Here is a 17528-nt window from a genome sequence, read left to right as displayed (position 1 = left end):
TATCCACGAGCCGGTTCAAATGTTATGCATGACGTTGAAAATGTCCTCATGCTGCGCCTTGATGTCGACGTGGATCTCCTGCCCCTTCTCTTTGAGTTTCTTTTGCAGATCCGCAAGCTTTATTTTGCTCTCGCTGATTTCCGCGATCAGTACCATGTTGAAGAAGCCGTCCATGATATTCTGATTGATGCTTAGGATATTGACATTGTTTTCCGAAAGAATCCGACTGACCATTGCAATGATACCGACGCGATCCTTGCCTACAACCGTGACTACTAATTTCATCGAGAATCTTCCTTTCCATTGATTCCATCGTCTCGCCTCATTATAGCAAGCGGCAATCAAAAAATCCAATACTTTGTAGACTTCAAAACGTGGCGGATTGTATAATTAACTTGCACACGAAAAATTCATAGCAAGAATCCCTCATGGCAAAATGTAATTTGCCCGTCGCCGACTGCTACAAGATACAGGAAATCCATGACCGACATAACGTGTCGTGGGAATGCACGCAGGAAGACTACAACACGACAGCATCTGATGCTCAATCGAACGTTCTTGTATGTAACTTTCGACTCGAAAAATCAACCGATTTTCATCAACCTTACGGCCAGCCTCAGCGCGTCAAGATAACCGAAAAAGCCCGCCAGTACTGGACTGACGGGCTTTTGTAACGTTCTATCCGATTCTTTCTGCTTAACGCTTCGAGAACTGCGATGCCTTGCGGGCCTTCTTGAGACCGTACTTGCGGCGTTCCTTTTCACGCGGGTCACGCGTGACGAAGCCGGCTTTCTTGAGCGCTGGGCGGAGCTCTGCGTCCATCTCCATGAGTGCACGCGTGATGCCGTGGCGAATCGCGCCTGCCTGCCCCGTTACGCCGCCGCCTGCGACGTTTGCGATGACGTCATACTTATCGGCCGTCTCCGTGAGGTTCAGCGGCTGACGAACGATGAGTTCGAGCGTCTTGAGGCCGAAATATTCTTCCATGTCGCGGCCATTGATCGTGACTTTGCCTTCGCCTGGAACCAGACGAACACGGGCAACGGACGACTTTCTACGACCCGTGCCGTAATAGCTGACTTGTGCCATATTATATGTTCCTCCCTTTCCAGATCAGCGGATGTTGAACGTGAGCTTCTCGGGCTTCTGTGCGGCATGCGGATGCTCCGGACCGGCGTAAACGCTGAGCTTTCGGTACATCTGCGCGCCGAGACGGTTTTTCGGGAGCATGCCCTTGATCGCGTGCTCCAAAACGCGCTCTGGGAAGCGCTCCAGCATATGACCGGCCGATGTGAACGTCGTGCCGCCTTGATAGCCGGAATGACGGAAATACGTCTTGTCCGTGAGCTTCTTTCCCGTGAACCTTACCTTCTCTGCATTGATGACAATGACGTGGTCGCCCGTATCGACATGCGGAGTATAAGTCGGCTTATTTTTACCGCGAAGAACTTTAGCGACTTCGGCTGCGAGACGGCCGACCGTCTGACCTTCAGCGTCTACAACATACCACTTGCGCTCGATATTGGATGCATTTGCCATAAACGTTGTCTTCATGCGATTTTCCCCCCTAGAGTTTATGTCTCGTTGTCTTTGTAGGTAGATGCAACGCCTCATGACTCCGGGGCTAATGGAAACACAGATGCGTAACATCACATGGAACTATTCTACTGAAAAACCCGGAGTGCGTCAAGTTCTTTTTCCGCCTTTTTCATCAAGGAAGATTGGGTTCATTGTAAAATGAAATCGGAAACTGAAAAAGGATAGACAGAAGCACCTTTGGTCGAATGAATCTGTTCCATTTTTGATTCCCTTATTTCAATTGCTTTTGACTTTTTCCTTAAAGTGGAACGGAGCGGATTCCAAAATGGACCTTTTTGCATCAATCTATTTATTGCCTCCATCAGAAGTTTCCATTCCAAGCTATTTCCCGATTTTCTTCAGCAATACGTCTTTCGCCAGTTTGCCACGATCATTGAGCGGGATTTCTGCAAGAAAATACATCTTTTTCGGCATCTCAACAGGCAAAAGTGTGCTGCGCACCATGCGGCGAAGTTTCTTTTTTTCAATCCCATCAGCAGGCACAAGAAATGCGACAAGTTCCTCGCCTCGCACCTCATCCCCAACCGGAAGAACGACTGCCTCACGAATGCCTGCAACAGCCTTGATCTTCAGTTCCACATGCTCCAAACTGATCTTAAAACCGCCTTTGTTTACCCATGCCTGTTCGCGTCCTTCAAAAATTAATTCGCCTTTCTCATTCATATACCCTTTGTCATGCAAGGTAAATGGTGATGGGATTCCGCTTACATGAAAGGGCGTATCCACATAGATCCATCCATCTGCAACAGAGATGTTCACTCCTGGAAACGGGATTCCCAAATTTCTCGGATCACGCGTGCAGTCTCCGCAGTGCGCATAAGTGATGTAATTGAGTTCACTTGCTCCGTAGTAGAGGATGATGGAAGCATTCGGCAGTTTTCTCTGCAACAGGCTCAAGAGAGATGCAGGGATAATTTGCGATCCCGTAAACAAAGACCTCACACTTGAAATGTCAGATTGAATTGCTTCTGCCAAAAGACGAAGTTTTGCAGGAACAAGGTAGATGATGTCTGCTGCACATTTTTCCATTAAAGCGATCCATGATTTCACGTTCGCACGTTCACTCGTGCAAACGGAAGCACCTCTGAAGAGTGCAGCGAGAAAAGCATTGAGGTTGCCAGTAAAACTCAGGCTGCCATGAAGGAAAAGGCAAGACGTTTCTTTCAATCCAAAGATTTCATTTTGCACAGGGAAAAATCCCGCCCAACTTTCAAATGTGCGATACATGACCTTTGGTGTGCCTGTCGTTCCAGAACTCAAGACCCCAAGGCAATCTAGAGATTCATGTTGTCGGGCTTCATAGGGAAAAGGCCTGTACGATAGGCTTCCATCATTCAAGCGAAGGATTCCCTGCAAGCCATTCGCTTTTGCAATAGATTCCCTATCTGCTCCGGCAAGGCCATGGTGCAGAAGGATCGGACGAGCATGGAATTTTTGCGCAGCAAAGAATAGCAGGGCCTGGCTTAAAAAAGATTCAGCAGAAACCAGTACGTCGGCATTCTTTAGGTCGTCTTTTATCACACATGAAAGTTGTTTTGCCATCCTCTCGATTTCTGCGAAAAAAGCACGATAACTGTAGGTTTCTTCACCAACATAAAGAAATGGCTTCCCTTCATAGGAAATCGACCGATCCTTGAACAATCGATAGTAATTCATCCAAAAATCTCCACCAGGATTGCTTCTCCAACGCCTCCGGCGCCGGCAATAGAGAGAAGCCCATAGCCGCCGCCATGTTTTTTGACTGCCTCAATCAGGTGCAGGAGAAGCACCGCTCCCGATGCGCCGTAAGGATGTCCATAAGCAAGCGCACCACCAAACGTATTATACCGTCCAACAAGCTTTGGGTAGCGCCGTGCAAAGAGAACATCTATGACAGCAAACGACTCATTGAATTCAATCGCTGCCATATCCTCATAGGAAAGCCGCATCCGCTCCAAAAGCTGATCGGCAGCTTGCATGGCTCCACGCGGGCTGTAAAGCGGATCGCCGCCTGACATTTCCACCGCCAAAAGGCGAACGTCTGCCTTCCTTTCCATTTTTGTCAGATATTCTTCAGAGCAAAGAAGCGCGAGCGCCGCACCGTCGTTCATCCTGCATGATGTCCCCGCCGTCGTAAGCCCTCCCGTACCAAAGAGAGGCGGCAATCGCTTGAGAAAGCCGAGGCTCATCGTCTCTCGTATGCTATCATCTTTGGATAAGCCTGCAATAGGAACGATAAGTTTCTGCAGACTGCCCTCACGACGTGCAGCAGCGGCCCGAGCGTGACTTCTTGCAGCCCATTCTTCAAGTTCTGTACGACTGGCTTTCTCTTCCTTTGCCGTTCGTTCCGCCCCTCGCAGCATGGCATCTGCTGAAAGCTCTTTCGGCGAAAACTGTGCTGTCATATATTCGCCATGTGGAAGCAATGCATGGCGTTCATCCGCCTCAGCATAACGCCGCACAGGCTGCAAGGAGCGACTTTCCATGCCGCCCGCAACATAAAGGTGTCCTTGCCCACTGGCAAGTCTCGAAAAAGCAAAATCCAAAGAAGCAGCCGCCGAAGCGCATTGCATATCGATCGTCACAGCAGGTATGCGTTCATCTATGCCCGCCAATAATGATGCCAGCCGCGTCAGATTGCCTCCCGTTCCCACAGCGTTGCCGCAAAAAACGGCATCCAACCCATCGACGTCATATTGCTTCAACAAGGCACGCAGAAGTTCTGCCGTGAAGCATTCCGGACGCAGGGCGCGGAAGTGTCCTCCGCGCTTCGCAAGCGGAGTTCGCAAGCCGCCAAGTACGTAAACATTTTCCATATCATTCATGCTGACGGAAAAGTCTATTGAGTTTCACACCCAAAAATGCAGCAAAAGCCGCCTTCAAAATATCGCCTGGGATAAACGGGAAAACTGCCATAACGAGAGCCTGCCAAAGGCTGACGTCCATCAAGAGCATCATGGAGATCAATCCTCCGACATACGTGATGGGAATGCCGATGAAAACGGCCGCCAGCACGAAACGTTTAAACGAATTCCCCGTTCCCTTGAGCCAACTGACAATCGGATAGGCGATGACAAAGGCTATGATGAAGCCCCCCGTTGGGCCAAGAAGTTTGCCCAGCCCCGACGTACCGCCGACAAAGACCGGGAGGCCAATGCACCCAAGCAGAGTGTAGACGCAAAGCACCGTAAACGTTTCTCGCGGGGTCAAGATAAATGCTGTAAGATTCATCGCAAGCGTCAACGCCGTGATCATCGCCGTAGTGAACGGCAACGGAATGGAAATATATGCGGTGACACAGCAAAGTGCCACGCAAAGCGCCATCTTTGTCATGTTTCGCACCGGCATCGTATTTTCTTGTTTCATGCGTTTTAAACCTCGATTCTTTTTCCTCGTTCCTTGCAATCGGAAACACGGCCTTCAATAATGTCTCGAATATCTCGTATCGGAACATTCCCTTTTCCAGATGCAATAGAAGAATTTCCTTTCGCCCTTCGCCATCGCCGAATATCCCGCCTTATCAGGCAAAAGATGAACCACCTCCTCACAATAAAGCGGCTGAAAAAAACGGATTTCCATCCGCTGTGCCATAGGATGCTCTCCCAAAAGCTCCTGCAAGATTAGCATCCCTGGCACAATGGCAGGCTCTTGGCGATGTATACTGTTTGCATCACCCGCTGCAGCAACAAAAGCAAGGACTTCTGCATACGAGAAGCATCGCCACGTTGTACCAGTTTGTTTCAATATCCTTTCCTCTTTCGGTACGCTTTGCGATTTTCCGACACCTCCTTTTCCAAGCATGAGACTCGCGGAGATTTCTCCCATCAAAGGTTGCTTTGTTTCGCAGCACACTATCCTCAAAAAACGGGTTCCATGTTTTTGAAAGCGTACTCCATATCCCATCCCTGGACGAGGCTCTTTCCTCCAAGAAATTTTGGCGATCCTTGCACCTTCATACTCGGCAAGGCGCATCTCTGCCATCATGCGTGCAAGATGCAGGACTTGTTCCATCCGTTCACCTCCCAAAGTTCAGCAAATTCATTGTCGATAACGCATTCCTTTCCGTCGGCATTTTATAAACATCGGTTAGCCAAAGAAAAGATAGCGGCAATTAAATTTACGGCTTAACGCGTTTTCACGCTTTTTCATGGATCTGCATCACCTATTGGGGGTTCGCCGCTTTTGATCGGATCAGCATCGCATCGCCGAAGGAAAAGAATCGGTATTTCATTTCGACTGCCATCTTATAGGCGTGCAGGACGAGCTCGCGTCCCGCAAAAGCACTGATGAGCATGATAAGCGTCGACTTGGGCAGATGAAAGTTCGTGATAATCGCATCCACGATTTTGAAGTCATAGCCCGGATAGATGAAGATGTTCGTCCATCCCGTCTTGCCCGAAATCCCATGTTTTGCGTCGGCAGCGGATTCGAGGGTGCGGATGCTCGTCGTGCCGACAGCGATAACACGATGCCCTGCCGCTTTCGTATTCATGATGAGCTGCGCCGTCTCATCCGATATACTGTAATATTCACTGTGCATTTCGTGCTCTTCGATCGTATCGACATGCACAGGGCGGAATGTGCCGAGCCCGACATGAAGCGTGACAAATCCGATATGGACGCCCATCGCGCGAATCTCTTTGAGCTGCTCCTTCGTAAAGTGGAGCCCAGCCGTCGGTGCAGCAGCAGAGCCTTCCTCGCGGTTGTAGACGGTCTGATAGCGTTCCTTGTCCGCAAGCTTTTCATGTATATACGGCGGCAGCGGCATCTCACCGAGCCGATCAAGGATTTCTTCGAAGATGCCTTCGTATTCAAATTCGACGATGCGCCCACCAAAGTCGGTATGGGCTTTGACCACGCAGGAGAGTTCCGCTCCAAATCGTATCCGCGTGCCATCTTTCGCCTTTTTCCCAGGCTTTACGAGCGACTCCCAACGGTTTCCGTCAAGACGGCGCAGGAGAAACACTTCGACTTTTCCCCCCGTTTGGTCGCGATGCCCGACTAATCGCGCCGGCATGACGCGCGTATCGTTCAAAATCAGCGTATCGCCCGGCATTAGGTACTCTTTCAGATCGTAAAAATGGCGATGTTCGATCTGCCAGGAAGCAGGGTCGAGCACCATGAGGCGCGAAGCGTTCCGCGGCTCGATCGGCGTCTGCGCGATGCGCTCCTCCGGCAAGTCGTAATCAAATTCCGATAGTTGCATGTTTCTCCTTCTATGCGCAGGGATCCCTAGCGATCCCTTTAGTACAGCTTCTTCAGCGTGATCCCCTTGTAGTAGTGCTGCAGGATCTCCACACTGCTCCATCCCTTTGCCGCCCAAGCGCGTGCGCCCCACTGTGAAAGCCCAAGCCCATGTCCCCAGCCGTATCCGTCAATCTGCACCGTATCGCCCGCTAGCCTCATCTGAAAAAGCGTGCTGCGCAGGCCGAGCAGACTGCGAAGCATATTGCCGCTGAGCGTCACCGTTCCCTTGCTTCCAACGAAGCGCACGGTCTTGACGCGCCCCGATGCGCTCCGATCCATCGCCCCCTTTCCGACTCGAAGCGGCGACAGTTCGATTTTTTTTAGATCGCCGATCGGCTTGCCCTCCTTTGCGAGAAGCGACGTGAGCGTCTTTTCATGGACTTCCTTCTTCCACGGCTGTGTTTCCGTCTGCGCTTCGGTGGCGGCTTTTAGATAGGGCACGTACGTCCCCCATACGTTCTCGCTGTTTTCCGTCATGCCGCCTGAATCCGTGTGGAAGAGCGCATCGACGAGCGCGCCGTTATAAAGCATGACCTCGCCCTTCGTCGCTTTGACCGCACGTGTCGATGCAGCCTTTTCTGCCCCTGTGCCGCCGTAGGCTTGGCAATGCGTCGTCGCGCAGAGGTCGAATCCCTCGCTCGCATGGCGTTTACGATTCTTCAGTGCGAACGTGCGCGCTGCAATGGCCTGTGCCTCGAGTGCCGCAGCCGGCCAGTCGGCAGGCATCTCTTCCGGCACGACACCTGCGAGGTAATCCTCCATCTGCACTTCATTGACGGCAGTGATCGCCCCGCCCTTCATCTGGAGCAGAAACGCGCCTCGATACGTATGTCCTTCGATAGAAAGGCGGAGATTCTCCATTTCCGTCGGATTCTCGCTCTCCACGCGAAGCATTTTATTTCCGATTGCTTTCCCATCGACAAGAAATTCGCTGCCCTTCGCTGTTACGATGATGGTGCTGCCGACGGGAAGCCGTCTGAGTGCCTTCTTTTCGCCTTCTTGCCGCAGCACGGCTGCCGTACCCTGCACCTGCAAGGAAGCGGAGCTCGCTCCCTGCACGATGCCGACGCGAAGCGCAGGCTGCCAGTTCGCACTTGCTGCCGGCGCGAAGCATAGGCTGGAACATGCCATGCCGATTGCCGCCGCCATGATTTTCCATCCAAACGGTTTCCTGTTCATGGTGACTCCTCCTAAGCCCTTGTTTTTGTCCGTCCTGCCTCTTCCTGTTCCTTCTGCAGTGCAGCGAGACGCGCGCGTTTTTTTGCGCGATTATCCTTCTTCTGCTGCTTTCGCAGCGCGCGGCTATAGCGTTCCTCTTCGCTGAAAATGCAGCCGCAGTACGGCTGGCGGTAAAGCCCAAGTGCATGGCTGATGTCAATGCCTTCCTGCCAGCCCGGACGGAAATCTTCGTAATGGAACGCAATGCCGTAGCGTACTGCAAAATGCTCCGCCGTTTTTTTCATGAGGTCATGTTGCTGGTAAATGCTGTAAAAGAGCGTAGAAGCAAACGCATCGAATCCCTGCTCTGCCGCATACCTTGCCGTCTGCTCCAAACGCCACGTATAGCACATCGTGCAACGCCCGTTCGGCAGGGATTCGGCTGGAAGCGCCTTTTTCAAGAAATCCCGCATCTGATAGGTCTCTTCCGCACGTATCTCCATGCTGGCCTTGCGCGCAAACTCCTTTGCCGTCTGGAGGCGCGCCTCCCATTCCTGATAGGGATGTATGTTTGGATTAAAAAAATATCCTGTCGGCTCTATGCCTTCCGCACGAAGTTTCTTGACGGGATAGCAGGCACACGGGCCGCAACACATGTGAAGCAAGAGCTTCATCGAAATCCCTCCCAGTAAATCAATTCTGCGGATATGGCACTCCCATGTGACGATAGCCCATTTCCGTGACGACACGTCCCTTTGGCGTGCGGTTCAAAAATCCGAGCTGCAAAAGATATGGCTCGTAGATATCCTCGATCGTATCGGTCGCCTCGCTGATGGATGCCGCGAGCGTTTCGAGACCGACCGGCCCTCCTGCGAATTTCCGTATCATCGTATCGAGCATGCGGCGGTCGGTGTGGTCCAGCCCCACTTTGTCGACTTCGAGCATCTGGAGTGCCTTGTCGGCGATGGCATCCGTGATGACACCATCGCCCTCAATCTGCGCGACGTCGCGCACGCGCTTCAGGAGGCGATTGGCTATGCGCGGCGTGCCGCGGCTGCGGCGGGCAATCTCGATCGCCCCTCGCTCCTCAATCGTAATGGAGAGGATTTCGGCAACGCGCTCGATGATATGCACGAGTGCCTCCGGCGTGTAATACTCCAATCGCTCGATAACGCCGAAGCGGTCGCGAAGCGGCGCGGATAGTGCCCCCGCCTTTGTCGTCGCGCCGATGAGCGTAAAGGGCGCAAGGTCAAGGCGAATGGAGCGCGCGCTCGGTCCCTTGCCGATGATAATGTCGAGCGCGAAGTCCTCCATGGCGGAGTAAAGCACTTCTTCGACGCTGCGCGAAAGGCGATGAATCTCATCGATGAAGAGAACGTCGTGTTCCTGCAGGTTCGTCAAGAGTGCCGCGAGGTCGCCCGTGCGCTCGATGGCAGGGCCGGACGTCTGGCGGAAGTTTACGCCCATCTCGTTGGCGATAATGCCTGCGAGCGTCGTCTTGCCGAGTCCCGGCGGCCCGTAGAGCAATACGTGGTCGAGCGCATCGCCGCGCGACCGTGCCGCCTGCACGAAGATGGAGAGATTGCTCTTCACCTTGTCCTGCCCGATGTAGGCGGCGAGCTTGCGCGGACGGAGGCTGTACTGCCAATCGTCCGCCCGCTGCTCGTCCATCGAGACGATCCGATCCTCCATGGATTCAAATTCGTCCAATGCGATTCCTCCTTCCTACGACGATAGCGGAACGTTTGCTGCGTCAGGCGCGGCCAAGCGATTGGAGCACGGCCTTGATGATCGCTTCCGTCGTCATGCCTTTCCTTGCCTCGCGCCGGATGGCGGGCGCGATTTCCGCTTGTGCATAGCCGAGCGAGAGAAGCGCGGCGACTGCCTCTGCCGTTGCCTCCTCGCCTATCTCGATATTCGGTACAAGTCCGTCCTCTGATTCACCTCCTGCAAAGGCGAGCTTGTCCTTGAGTTCCAAGATGAGGCGTTCTGCCGACTTTTTCCCGATACCGGGAAGTTTCGTAAGCACGGAGGACTGTTTCTGCTGAATCGCACGGCAGAGGCTCTCGACCGTAATGGAAGAGAGAATGCCGAGCGCGACTTTCGGACCAATGCCCGAAACGGCAATGAGCTGCAGAAACAGATCGTGTTCCTCCTCGGTCGCAAAACCATAGAGCAGGATCGCATCCTCGCGTACGCTCATGTAGGTGAAGAGCTGGGCATCCTCACCGCGGCGAAGCTTCTGCCGCGTGGCGCCCGCGATGAAGAGACGATAGCCTACGCCATGCACGTCGAGCAAGCAAGAATCCGCATAAAGGCAGGCGACCTTGCCGCGCAAATAGCCAATCATAGCCCATTCCTCCATGCGATGCTGTCCACGCAATGCGTCGTGCAGATCGCGATGGCAAGCGCGTCTGCCGTATCGTCAGGCTTCGGAGGCTCCGCGAGGTGCAGAAGCTTCGTCACCATGTAGATGACCTGTGCCTTCGTTGCCTTTCCGTATCCCGTCACATCCTGCTTAATTTGGATCGGTGTCCGTTCGACGAGGCGCAGGCTGTTCTTCGCTGCGCAGAGGAGCACGATGCCTCGCGCCTGTCCGACGGGGATTGCCGTCGTGACATTGCGGTTAAAAAAAAGCTTTTCGACGCCCATGACGTCAGGACGATGTTCTTTGATGAGCGTATCGAGCGCATCGTAAATCTTCGCGAGCCGATCTTCCATCCGCATCTTCGGCGAGGTGAAAATGGATCCGTATGCGCGTGGCACAAGCCGGCTTCCGACCATCTCGACAAATCCATAGCCGCATATCGCCGTCCCCGGATCAATCCCTAATGCTATCATGCCGTTTCCTCAAATTCCTCATAAGGAAGAAACCGGTCTCTATCCCCCAAAGAAACTCGGAGCGTAAAGACCGGTCGCTTGCTGCTATGAATCACGCATCGTCCGATTCGTAATTGCTGTAGACGTTCTGAACGTCATCGTTCTCGTCGAGCGCATCGATGAGCCTCTGCATCTTCTCCGCGTCCGCGCCTTCAAGGCGGACCATCGTGTCCGGCACCATCGTGATTTCCGCCGATGCCGTCTCGATGCCCTTCTCGCCGAGTGCCGCTTCGATTGCATCGTAGGCGTCTGGATCCGCCGTGATCTCGAAGACCTCGTCATCGCCCTTCATATCGTCTGCACCCGCGTCGAGCACGGTCTCGAGAAGCGCGTCCTCGTCATCGAACGTCTCCTTCTCAACGATAAAGACGGCTTTCTTTTGAAACATCCACGCGACACAGCCATCCTGTCCGAGGTTGCCGCCGTGCTTCGAGAAGAGGTGACGCACATCCGCTGCCGTGCGGTTGCGGTTATCCGTCAGGATGTCGAGCATGACAGCCGTACCGCCGGGGCCGTAGCCTTCGTACATGAGCTCTTCGTAGCTGTTTCCCTCGGATGCGCCCATGCCCTTCTGAATCGCACGGTTGATGTTATCCTTCGGGATGTTGTTCGCTTTCGCCTTGGAAAGCGCGAGCTTCAGACGCATGTTGCCCGTCGGATCGCTGCCGCCCATGCGGACGGCAATCGTGATCTCACGACCAATTTTCGTCGTGATCTTGCCGCGAATCGCATCATTTGCCCCTTTTTTTCGCTTTATATTTGCCCATTTGGAATGACCTGACATAAAAAAACACCGCTCCTTCGTACGTAATAACTTTTTTAGTGTATCATAGATTCCACGAAGTCTCAACTCATTTCACGAGTCGGAAATACTTCTTTTTCCCTTTCCTCAGAATTGCTTCGCCGCCCGCAAGATCTTCTTCTTTGACGAGATAATCGACGTCCGTGACCTTCGCATCATTGAGCGCAATGCCGTTTTGCTGGATGAGGCGGCGCGCCTCGCTTTTCGAGGCAACAATTTTGCCTGCAAAAAGCACGTCGAGCAGTTTCGTTCCGGCAGCCGCCTTTACGGTCGGCATGTCCTCCGCCTTGCTTCCACCGCCGAAGAGCGCCGCTGCCGCCTGCTTTGCCTTTTCCGCTTCCTGATCGCCGTGCACAATCTTGGTGATTTCGTAGGCAAGCACGGTCTTGGCTTCGTTGATTGCCGCATCCTTCAATGCGCTGAGACGATGCACTTCCTCCATCGGAAGGAACGTCAGAAGCGCGAGGCATTTCCCGACATCCGCGTCATCGATGTTGCGCCAATACTGGTAAAATTCGTAAGGACTCGTCTTCTCCGCGTCGAGCCAAAGCGCACCACCAGCCGTCTTGCCCATCTTCTTGCCGTCGCTCTTCGTGAGCAGCCGATTCGTCATGCCATAGACGGGAACGCCCGCTTTGCGGCGCGTGAGTTCGACGCCGGCGATGATGTTCGACCACTGATCGTCACCGCCCATCTGCAACTTGCAGCCATAGCGGCGATTGAGTTCCAGGAAGTCGTACGCTTGCATGATCATGTAGTTGAATTCGAGGAAGGTCAGCCCTTTCTCCCAACGCTGCTTGTAGCACTCTGCCGCAAGCATGCGGTTGACGGTGAAATGCGCGCCGACCTCACGCAGCAGCTCGATGTAGTTGAGTTTCCGCAGCCAGTCTCCGTTATTGACCATGAGTGCCCTGCCGTCCGAAAAGTCGATGAAGCGTGCGATCTGCTTCTTGAAGCACTCGCAGTTGTGTTCGATGTCTGCATCGGTGAGCATCTTGCGCATGTCGGTGCGCCCCGTCGGATCGCCGACCGTTCCCGTACCGCCGCCGACAAGGCAGATCGGACGATGCCCTGCGCGCTGCATGTGCGCCATCGCCATGAGTGCAATAAAGTGGCCTGCATGAAGGCTGTCTGCCGTCGGGTCAAAGCCGATATAAAACGTCACGCTTTCCTTGTCAAAGAGTCCGCGCAGCTCTTCCTCATTCGTGCACTGCGCGAGGAAGCCGCGCTCCTTCAAAATATCGATTACGTTTGCCAACAAACTCTCTCTCCTCTGTCGGACCCATGCATCAGTTTCGGCTCTTCGGTACGTCACCGCCCGGTGCGGGCGCATCTTCCGCAGGTGTGGAAGGCGCAGCAGGAGCAGCATTGCTCTCTGGGGCAGGCGCATTTGCAGGCGGCACGCTGCCCGTCGCTCTCGGTGCGTTCAGGCCTTGCGGATTCTTTTTGTCATCTTTCTTTTTCCGTTCATCCCGTTTGCGGGAAGGAGACGTGTTCGCATCTTTGAGCTCGCCCATGCCGCCGCCCGATACCACTGAGCCGTCAAAGTTCTTCGGCGGCGTCTCTTCGAGCGCCTTTTCCATAAAGGCATGCCATATCTCCGCAGGCAGCAGGCCGCCGCTCATGCCGTCCAGTGGCGTATTGTTGTCATTTCCAACCCAAACGCCTGCGACGAGATCCGGCGTATAGCCGACAAACCACGCATCATGGTAATCACTCGTCGTGCCCGTCTTGCCTGCCGCAGGACGATTGAGCCTTGCACGCGTGCCCGTACCCTTCTGCACGACATCCTGCAGCATGCTCGTGAGGTTCGCCGCGCTCGGCTCGCTGATAACGCTGCGCTGATTCGGTGCGGCCTGCTCGAGGACCTTGCCATCGCGATCGAGTACCTTGACGATGACGACAGGGTCGACATGGACGCCCTTATTCGCAAACGTGCCATAGGCACTGACGAGCTCAAACGGCGTCACGCCTTTCGTGAGGCCGCCGAGCGCCGTCGAAAAATTGCGGTCATTGCGCGCACCGTCGAGCACGAATGTCGAGATGCCCATCTCCTGCGCATAGTAGATGGGCTTGTCGATGCCGACCTTTTGCGCGATCTTGACCGTCGGAACGTTGAGCGAATGGATCGCGACTTCACGCAAGGTAACCTTGCCGCGGAACGTGCGCTCATAGTTCTGCGGTTCCCAGTTTCCGATTTTGACGGGACTGTCATCGATGACCGTCGAAGGCGTGAAGTTGTCTTCCAGCGCTGCTGCAAAGACAAACGGCTTAAATGCCGAGCCAGGCTGACGCTCCGCCATCGTCGCGCGGTTGAACTGATCCGTGCCGCGACCGCCGACCATTGCCTTGACATAACCGTTATGGGGATCAATCGCAACGAGTGCGCCCTGAGGCTGCTGGATCCCGTTGCCGTCGACTGTGATATTTGGCAGCTTCTTCATCGCCGCTTCCGCTGCGCGCTGCATGTCCATATCGACCGTCGTGTATATCTTCAGGCCTTCCTTGTAGACGGCATCCGCACCGTACTTTTCGATCATGCGCTGCGTCACGTATTCGATGAAGTAAGCTGCCTCCTGCGTATCCGTCTTTTTCTTCGGCTTGACGATATGAAGTTCTTCCTTTTTCGCCTTCGCCGCCTCAGAGCTTGTTATGTACCCGTACTTCGCCATCTGATCGAGGACGGTAGCCTTGCGTTCCCGTACCGCTTCCATGTTGCTCATCGGCGAGTAGTAGTTTGGGCTCTTCGGTATGCCTGCGAGCATTGCGCACTCGTTTAGCGTAAGCTCCGATACGTCCTTGCCAAAGTACGTATGTGCTGCCGCCTCGACGCCGTACGCACCCTCGCCAAAGTAAATCTGATTGAGATATAATTCCAAGATTTCCTGCTTCGTATACTGACGCTCGAGCTGCAGTGCAAGGAAGACTTCCTGTACCTTGCGCTTGAGCGTGCGATCCTGCGTCAGATACGCATTCTTGGCGAGCTGCTGCGTAATGGTCGAACCGCCTTCTGAGACGGTGCGTCCACGCAGATTCGCCCAAATGGCGCGCGCGATGCCGCGCGGATCGATGCCCGCGTGTTCGTAGAAGCGATTGTCCTCAACCGCTACGAATGCGTTCTGCAAAGCCTTCGGCACCTGCTCGATTTTGACCGGCCGACGATTCTCTGCCGCATGGACATTCGCAATCTCGTTGCCGTTGATGTCGTAGATCTGGGAAGATGCAGGGGGGCGGATATCGTCCGAAAGATTCGGCTTCGTATTCATGCTTGCCGTCAAAAAGCCGCAGCCAACGCCTATGAGCATGACGAGAAATACGATCACAAAGCCTAAGAACACGCGTGCTAGCGTACTGCCGCCGCTGCGCTTCCGCTTCGTGTTTCCCGCACGCTTCGCGTGGCTTGCACCGGGACGCTTTTCCATGAGTTGCCTCCTTAAAGTAAATACTCTTATAGTTTACCACAACTGCAATAAAAAGCGCAGATTTATTTTAAGTCGACGATGGTCGCCCCCGTTCCGCCGTCCGTCATATCAGCAAAAGCGTAGCGAAGCACATTCCTATGATGCTTCAAATAAGCCTGCACGCCTTTCCGAAGTGCGCCCGTTCCTTTCCCATGAATGATGAGGATCTTAGAAAGCCCCGCCATGACAGCATCATCGATGAACTTGCCGAGCGTGGCCTCCGCCTCATCGACCATCATGCCGCGAATATCGATCTCGCGATGCGCTTCCTTTGTCTTCTGCAAAAAAGCTGTCGTCTGTCGCTTCTCGCGTGCGGCTGCTTTCGGCTTCTCTGCCGCTGCGTGACGGATAAACGTACAGCCAGATGCTTTGACCTTCGTATGAATGCCGCCGACCTGCACGGTAAGTTCTTTTCCATGCACGCTCGTCACGACCCCCTTTTGATCCAGCTTCTTGATGTAGACGGCATCCCCTTCGACGATTGTCTTGAGGTCAATGGGCGTTCCGATTCCCTTCTGCGCCATGATGCCGGGATTTGCTTTCTCAAGCGCCGCATCGAGGCGTGCGCGCGCGTCGGCAATCGCCTGCTGGCGCTTCTTGATGCCTTGATCGTCAAACTGGTCTTTGAGTTCTTTGATGACCGCTTCGCTCTCGCGGCGCGCACGGCGGATCATCGCCGCGCTCTGTTCCTTCGCCTTGCGGATGTACTCGCCCTTTGTGCGCGCAAGCGCTTCCTTCATCGCTTCGAGCTTCTGCTCGAGCTGCGTAACGCGTCGCTGGCGCTCTGCGATATCGGCATTGCGCTGTTCGTAGAGGAGCTTTTCCGTTTCAAGCTGATGGATGACCTGCTCGAACTGTGCATGATCCGCCTTGATGAGCTGCTCGGCACGCAAGATGAGCGATTCCGACAGGCCAAGCCGCTGGCTGATGGCAAACGCATTGCTCGCCCCCGGCATGCCGATGCGCAGGCGATACGTCGGCTGAAGCGTCTGCACGTCGAATTCGACGCAGGCGTTTTCAATGCCATCCTGCCTGTAGGCAAACGTCTTGAGCTCCGAGTAATGTGTCGTCGCAATCGTCGTGGCGCGAACCGTCAAAAGCCGCTCCAAAATACTCATCGCCAGCGCTGCACCCTCTTCGGGGTCCGTGCCTGCGCCGAGCTCATCCAGAAGCAGCAAATCTCCCGACTCCACCTGATCCAAAATGCGAACGATATGCGTCATGTGCGCGGAGAATGTCGAAAGGCTCTGCTCGATGCTCTGCTCATCGCCGATGTCTGCATAGATATTTTGGTAAACGGCAATCTCCGAGCCTGCTGCTGTCGGCAAGTAGCAGCCCGACTGCGCCATGAGCACAAGAAGACCGACTGTCTTCATGCTGACCGTCTTGCCCCCCGTATTCGGTCCCGTGATAAGCAGCATGCGGTTTGGTGCACCGATACGCATATCGATTGGCACGACGCGGTCGGCGGGGATGAGCGGATGTCGTGCCGCATGGAGTTCCGTCCGCCCTTCCGTGTTGAAAACAGGGCGTTCGGCTCGCATGTCCTTCGCAAGTTTTGCCTTGGCAAAAGTGAAGTCGATCCTGCCGAGCCGCTCACAGTTTTCGGTGAGGATTGCCCCGTTCTTGCGAATCTCTTCCGAGAGGCGGCGCATGATGCGCTGTATCTCCTGCTGCTCGGCCAGCATGAGCTGTTTGACGTCGTTGTTGAGCTCGACGACAGCAAGCGGCTCGATGAACAGCGTCGCGCCCGTTGCCGAACGGTCATGCACGACGCCGGGGAAATGCGCGCGGTACTCCTGCTTGACGGGAATGACGTAGCGGTCATCGCGCACCGTCACGATGGCGTCCTGAAAGTATTTTTGATTTTCAGCCGCACGCAGGATCCCGGACATGTGCTCCTTGATACGTCCCTGTGACGATTTGAGCTGACGCCGTATCCGCCGCAGTTCAACGCTCGCGTCTTCGCGGATCGCGCCGTGCTCGTCGATCGAATTGCCGAGCGTGCGCTCAAGCTGGCCGAGGATCTCCATGCTGTGCGCCCACTCTTTGAGGACGGGCGCTTCTGTCTCAAGATCGCGGAAGAAATACTTGACATTCCGCATCGCGTACATCGTGTTCTTGACAGCGGAAAGATCCTCAAGCTCAAGCACGGCGCCGAGTCCAGCCTTTTTCAGGATGGCGCAGAGATCGTATATGCCGCCGAGCGGCGGCATGGCCGATGCGAGGACCGATGCCGCCTCCGCCGTCTCCGCCATGCGCGTTTCGACTTCCTCATAATCGCTGCTTGGCAAAAGCGCACGTGCCTTGCGCTTGCCGAGCATCGAACCCGCTCGCTCGGCGAGCATTTCCGTGATCTTTTCGTATTCGAGTATCTGAAATGCGTCTTGTTCCATGCCTAC

17 protein-coding genes are annotated in these 17528 nt (G+C 54.5%); all 17 read right to left on the bottom strand.

What is annotated here, in order from left to right; all coding sequences use genetic code 11:
* Nucleotides 1–15: 15 nt before the first annotated feature.
* The 17 genes from HMPREF1985_RS02015 to HMPREF1985_RS01930 all read right to left on the bottom strand — a co-directional run bounded on the left by HMPREF1985_RS02015 (nucleotide 16) and on the right by HMPREF1985_RS01930 (nucleotide 17522).
* A complete protein-coding gene (locus tag HMPREF1985_RS02015) occupies nucleotides 16–285 on the bottom strand; it encodes an ACT domain-containing protein (protein WP_021770764.1) in 270 nt (89 codons plus the stop codon).
* Between the two features lie 411 nt (nucleotides 286–696).
* A complete protein-coding gene (gene rpsI, locus HMPREF1985_RS02005) occupies nucleotides 697–1089 on the bottom strand; it encodes a 30S ribosomal protein S9 (protein ID WP_021770762.1) in 393 nt (130 codons plus the stop codon).
* A gap of 24 nt (nucleotides 1090–1113) precedes the next feature.
* Nucleotides 1114–1554: a 50S ribosomal protein L13 gene (rplM, locus tag HMPREF1985_RS02000; RefSeq protein ID WP_021770761.1), complete on the bottom strand. Its 441-nt coding sequence runs from the start codon at nucleotides 1552–1554 to the stop codon at nucleotides 1114–1116.
* A 366-nt stretch (nucleotides 1555–1920) separates the two neighbouring features.
* Nucleotides 1921–3255: an AMP-binding protein gene (locus tag HMPREF1985_RS01995; RefSeq protein WP_021770759.1), complete on the bottom strand. Its 1335-nt coding sequence runs from the start codon at nucleotides 3253–3255 to the stop codon at nucleotides 1921–1923.
* On the bottom strand, nucleotides 3252–4394 hold the full coding sequence (locus HMPREF1985_RS01990) for a thiolase family protein (RefSeq protein ID WP_040636796.1): 1143 nt from the start codon (nucleotides 4392–4394) through the stop codon (nucleotides 3252–3254). Before HMPREF1985_RS01990 ends, HMPREF1985_RS01995 begins: the two co-directional genes overlap by 4 nt.
* Before the next feature lies 1 nt (nucleotide 4395).
* Nucleotides 4396–4944, bottom strand: a complete 549-nt coding sequence (locus HMPREF1985_RS01985) for a biotin transporter BioY (RefSeq protein WP_021770757.1) — start codon at nucleotides 4942–4944, stop codon at nucleotides 4396–4398.
* A gap of 54 nt (nucleotides 4945–4998) precedes the next feature.
* Nucleotides 4999–5589, bottom strand: a complete 591-nt coding sequence (locus tag HMPREF1985_RS10740) for a hypothetical protein (protein WP_021770756.1) — start codon at nucleotides 5587–5589, stop codon at nucleotides 4999–5001.
* 151 nt (nucleotides 5590–5740) lie between these two features.
* Nucleotides 5741–6784 (bottom strand): tRNA preQ1(34) S-adenosylmethionine ribosyltransferase-isomerase QueA, encoded by a 1044-nt coding sequence (gene queA / locus HMPREF1985_RS01975; RefSeq protein WP_021770755.1) that lies wholly within the window; start codon nucleotides 6782–6784, stop codon nucleotides 5741–5743.
* A 38-nt stretch (nucleotides 6785–6822) separates the two neighbouring features.
* Nucleotides 6823–8004: a SpoIID/LytB domain-containing protein gene (locus tag HMPREF1985_RS01970; RefSeq protein ID WP_021770754.1), complete on the bottom strand. Its 1182-nt coding sequence runs from the start codon at nucleotides 8002–8004 to the stop codon at nucleotides 6823–6825.
* A gap of 11 nt (nucleotides 8005–8015) precedes the next feature.
* Complete coding sequence (locus tag HMPREF1985_RS01965; protein ID WP_021770753.1) at nucleotides 8016–8657, bottom strand: epoxyqueuosine reductase QueH; 642 nt, start codon at nucleotides 8655–8657, stop codon at nucleotides 8016–8018.
* Nucleotides 8658–8676: 19 nt separating this feature from the next.
* Nucleotides 8677–9675: a Holliday junction branch migration DNA helicase RuvB gene (ruvB, locus tag HMPREF1985_RS01960; protein WP_021770752.1), complete on the bottom strand. Its 999-nt coding sequence runs from the start codon at nucleotides 9673–9675 to the stop codon at nucleotides 8677–8679.
* Nucleotides 9676–9736: 61 nt separating this feature from the next.
* Nucleotides 9737–10333 carry a Holliday junction branch migration protein RuvA gene (ruvA, locus tag HMPREF1985_RS01955; RefSeq protein ID WP_040636795.1) on the bottom strand — a complete coding sequence of 199 codons (597 nt, stop codon included), beginning with the start codon at nucleotides 10331–10333 and terminating at the stop codon, nucleotides 9737–9739.
* The gene (gene ruvC / locus HMPREF1985_RS01950) at nucleotides 10330–10824 is read right to left on the bottom strand and encodes a crossover junction endodeoxyribonuclease RuvC (protein ID WP_021770750.1); all 495 of its coding nucleotides are present in this window, start codon (nucleotides 10822–10824) and stop codon (nucleotides 10330–10332) included. Before ruvC ends, ruvA begins: the two co-directional genes overlap by 4 nt.
* 91 nt (nucleotides 10825–10915) lie before the next feature.
* Complete coding sequence (locus HMPREF1985_RS01945; protein WP_021770749.1) at nucleotides 10916–11647, bottom strand: YebC/PmpR family DNA-binding transcriptional regulator; 732 nt, start codon at nucleotides 11645–11647, stop codon at nucleotides 10916–10918.
* 67 nt (nucleotides 11648–11714) lie between these two features.
* Nucleotides 11715–12923: a tyrosine--tRNA ligase gene (tyrS, locus tag HMPREF1985_RS01940; RefSeq protein WP_040636794.1), complete on the bottom strand. Its 1209-nt coding sequence runs from the start codon at nucleotides 12921–12923 to the stop codon at nucleotides 11715–11717.
* 31 nt (nucleotides 12924–12954) lie between these two features.
* Nucleotides 12955–15087, bottom strand: a complete 2133-nt coding sequence (locus HMPREF1985_RS01935; RefSeq protein WP_021770747.1) for a transglycosylase domain-containing protein — start codon at nucleotides 15085–15087, stop codon at nucleotides 12955–12957.
* A gap of 62 nt (nucleotides 15088–15149) precedes the next feature.
* Entirely contained in the window at nucleotides 15150–17522 is a 2373-nt protein-coding gene (locus HMPREF1985_RS01930; protein WP_021770746.1) for an endonuclease MutS2, read from the bottom strand.
* Nucleotides 17523–17528 lie beyond the last annotated feature (6 nt).

The organism is Mitsuokella sp. oral taxon 131 str. W9106, assembly GCF_000469545.1.
Taxonomy (GTDB): domain Bacteria; phylum Bacillota; class Negativicutes; order Selenomonadales; family Selenomonadaceae; genus AWVT01.
This window is presented reverse-complemented; position numbering and strand designations above follow the sequence as displayed.

Bases quoted from the DNA above. Each gene is read 5' to 3' on its own strand.
- HMPREF1985_RS02015 (WP_021770764.1), bottom strand. From the start codon at position 285: ATGAAATTAGTAGTCACGGTTGTAGGCAAGGATCGCGTCGGTATCATT.
- rpsI (WP_021770762.1), bottom strand. From the start codon at position 1,089: ATGGCACAAGTCAGCTATTACGGCACGGGTCGTAGAAAGTCGTCCGTT.
- rplM (WP_021770761.1), bottom strand. From the start codon at position 1,554: ATGAAGACAACGTTTATGGCAAATGCATCCAATATCGAGCGCAAGTGG.
- HMPREF1985_RS01995 (WP_021770759.1), bottom strand. From the start codon at position 3,255: ATGAATTACTATCGATTGTTCAAGGATCGGTCGATTTCCTATGAAGGG.
- HMPREF1985_RS01990 (WP_040636796.1), bottom strand. From the start codon at position 4,394: ATGGAAAATGTTTACGTACTTGGCGGCTTGCGAACTCCGCTTGCGAAG.
- HMPREF1985_RS01985 (WP_021770757.1), bottom strand. From the start codon at position 4,944: ATGAAACAAGAAAATACGATGCCGGTGCGAAACATGACAAAGATGGCG.
- HMPREF1985_RS10740 (WP_021770756.1), bottom strand. From the start codon at position 5,589: ATGGAACAAGTCCTGCATCTTGCACGCATGATGGCAGAGATGCGCCTT.
- queA (WP_021770755.1), bottom strand. From the start codon at position 6,784: ATGCAACTATCGGAATTTGATTACGACTTGCCGGAGGAGCGCATCGCG.
- HMPREF1985_RS01970 (WP_021770754.1), bottom strand. From the start codon at position 8,004: ATGAACAGGAAACCGTTTGGATGGAAAATCATGGCGGCGGCAATCGGC.
- HMPREF1985_RS01965 (WP_021770753.1), bottom strand. From the start codon at position 8,657: ATGAAGCTCTTGCTTCACATGTGTTGCGGCCCGTGTGCCTGCTATCCC.
- ruvB (WP_021770752.1), bottom strand. From the start codon at position 9,675: ATGGAGGATCGGATCGTCTCGATGGACGAGCAGCGGGCGGACGATTGG.
- ruvA (WP_040636795.1), bottom strand. From the start codon at position 10,333: ATGATTGGCTATTTGCGCGGCAAGGTCGCCTGCCTTTATGCGGATTCT.
- ruvC (WP_021770750.1), bottom strand. From the start codon at position 10,824: ATGATAGCATTAGGGATTGATCCGGGGACGGCGATATGCGGCTATGGA.
- HMPREF1985_RS01945 (WP_021770749.1), bottom strand. From the start codon at position 11,647: ATGTCAGGTCATTCCAAATGGGCAAATATAAAGCGAAAAAAAGGGGCA.
- HMPREF1985_RS01935 (WP_021770747.1), bottom strand. From the start codon at position 15,087: ATGGAAAAGCGTCCCGGTGCAAGCCACGCGAAGCGTGCGGGAAACACG.
- HMPREF1985_RS01930 (WP_021770746.1), bottom strand. From the start codon at position 17,522: ATGGAACAAGACGCATTTCAGATACTCGAATACGAAAAGATCACGGAA.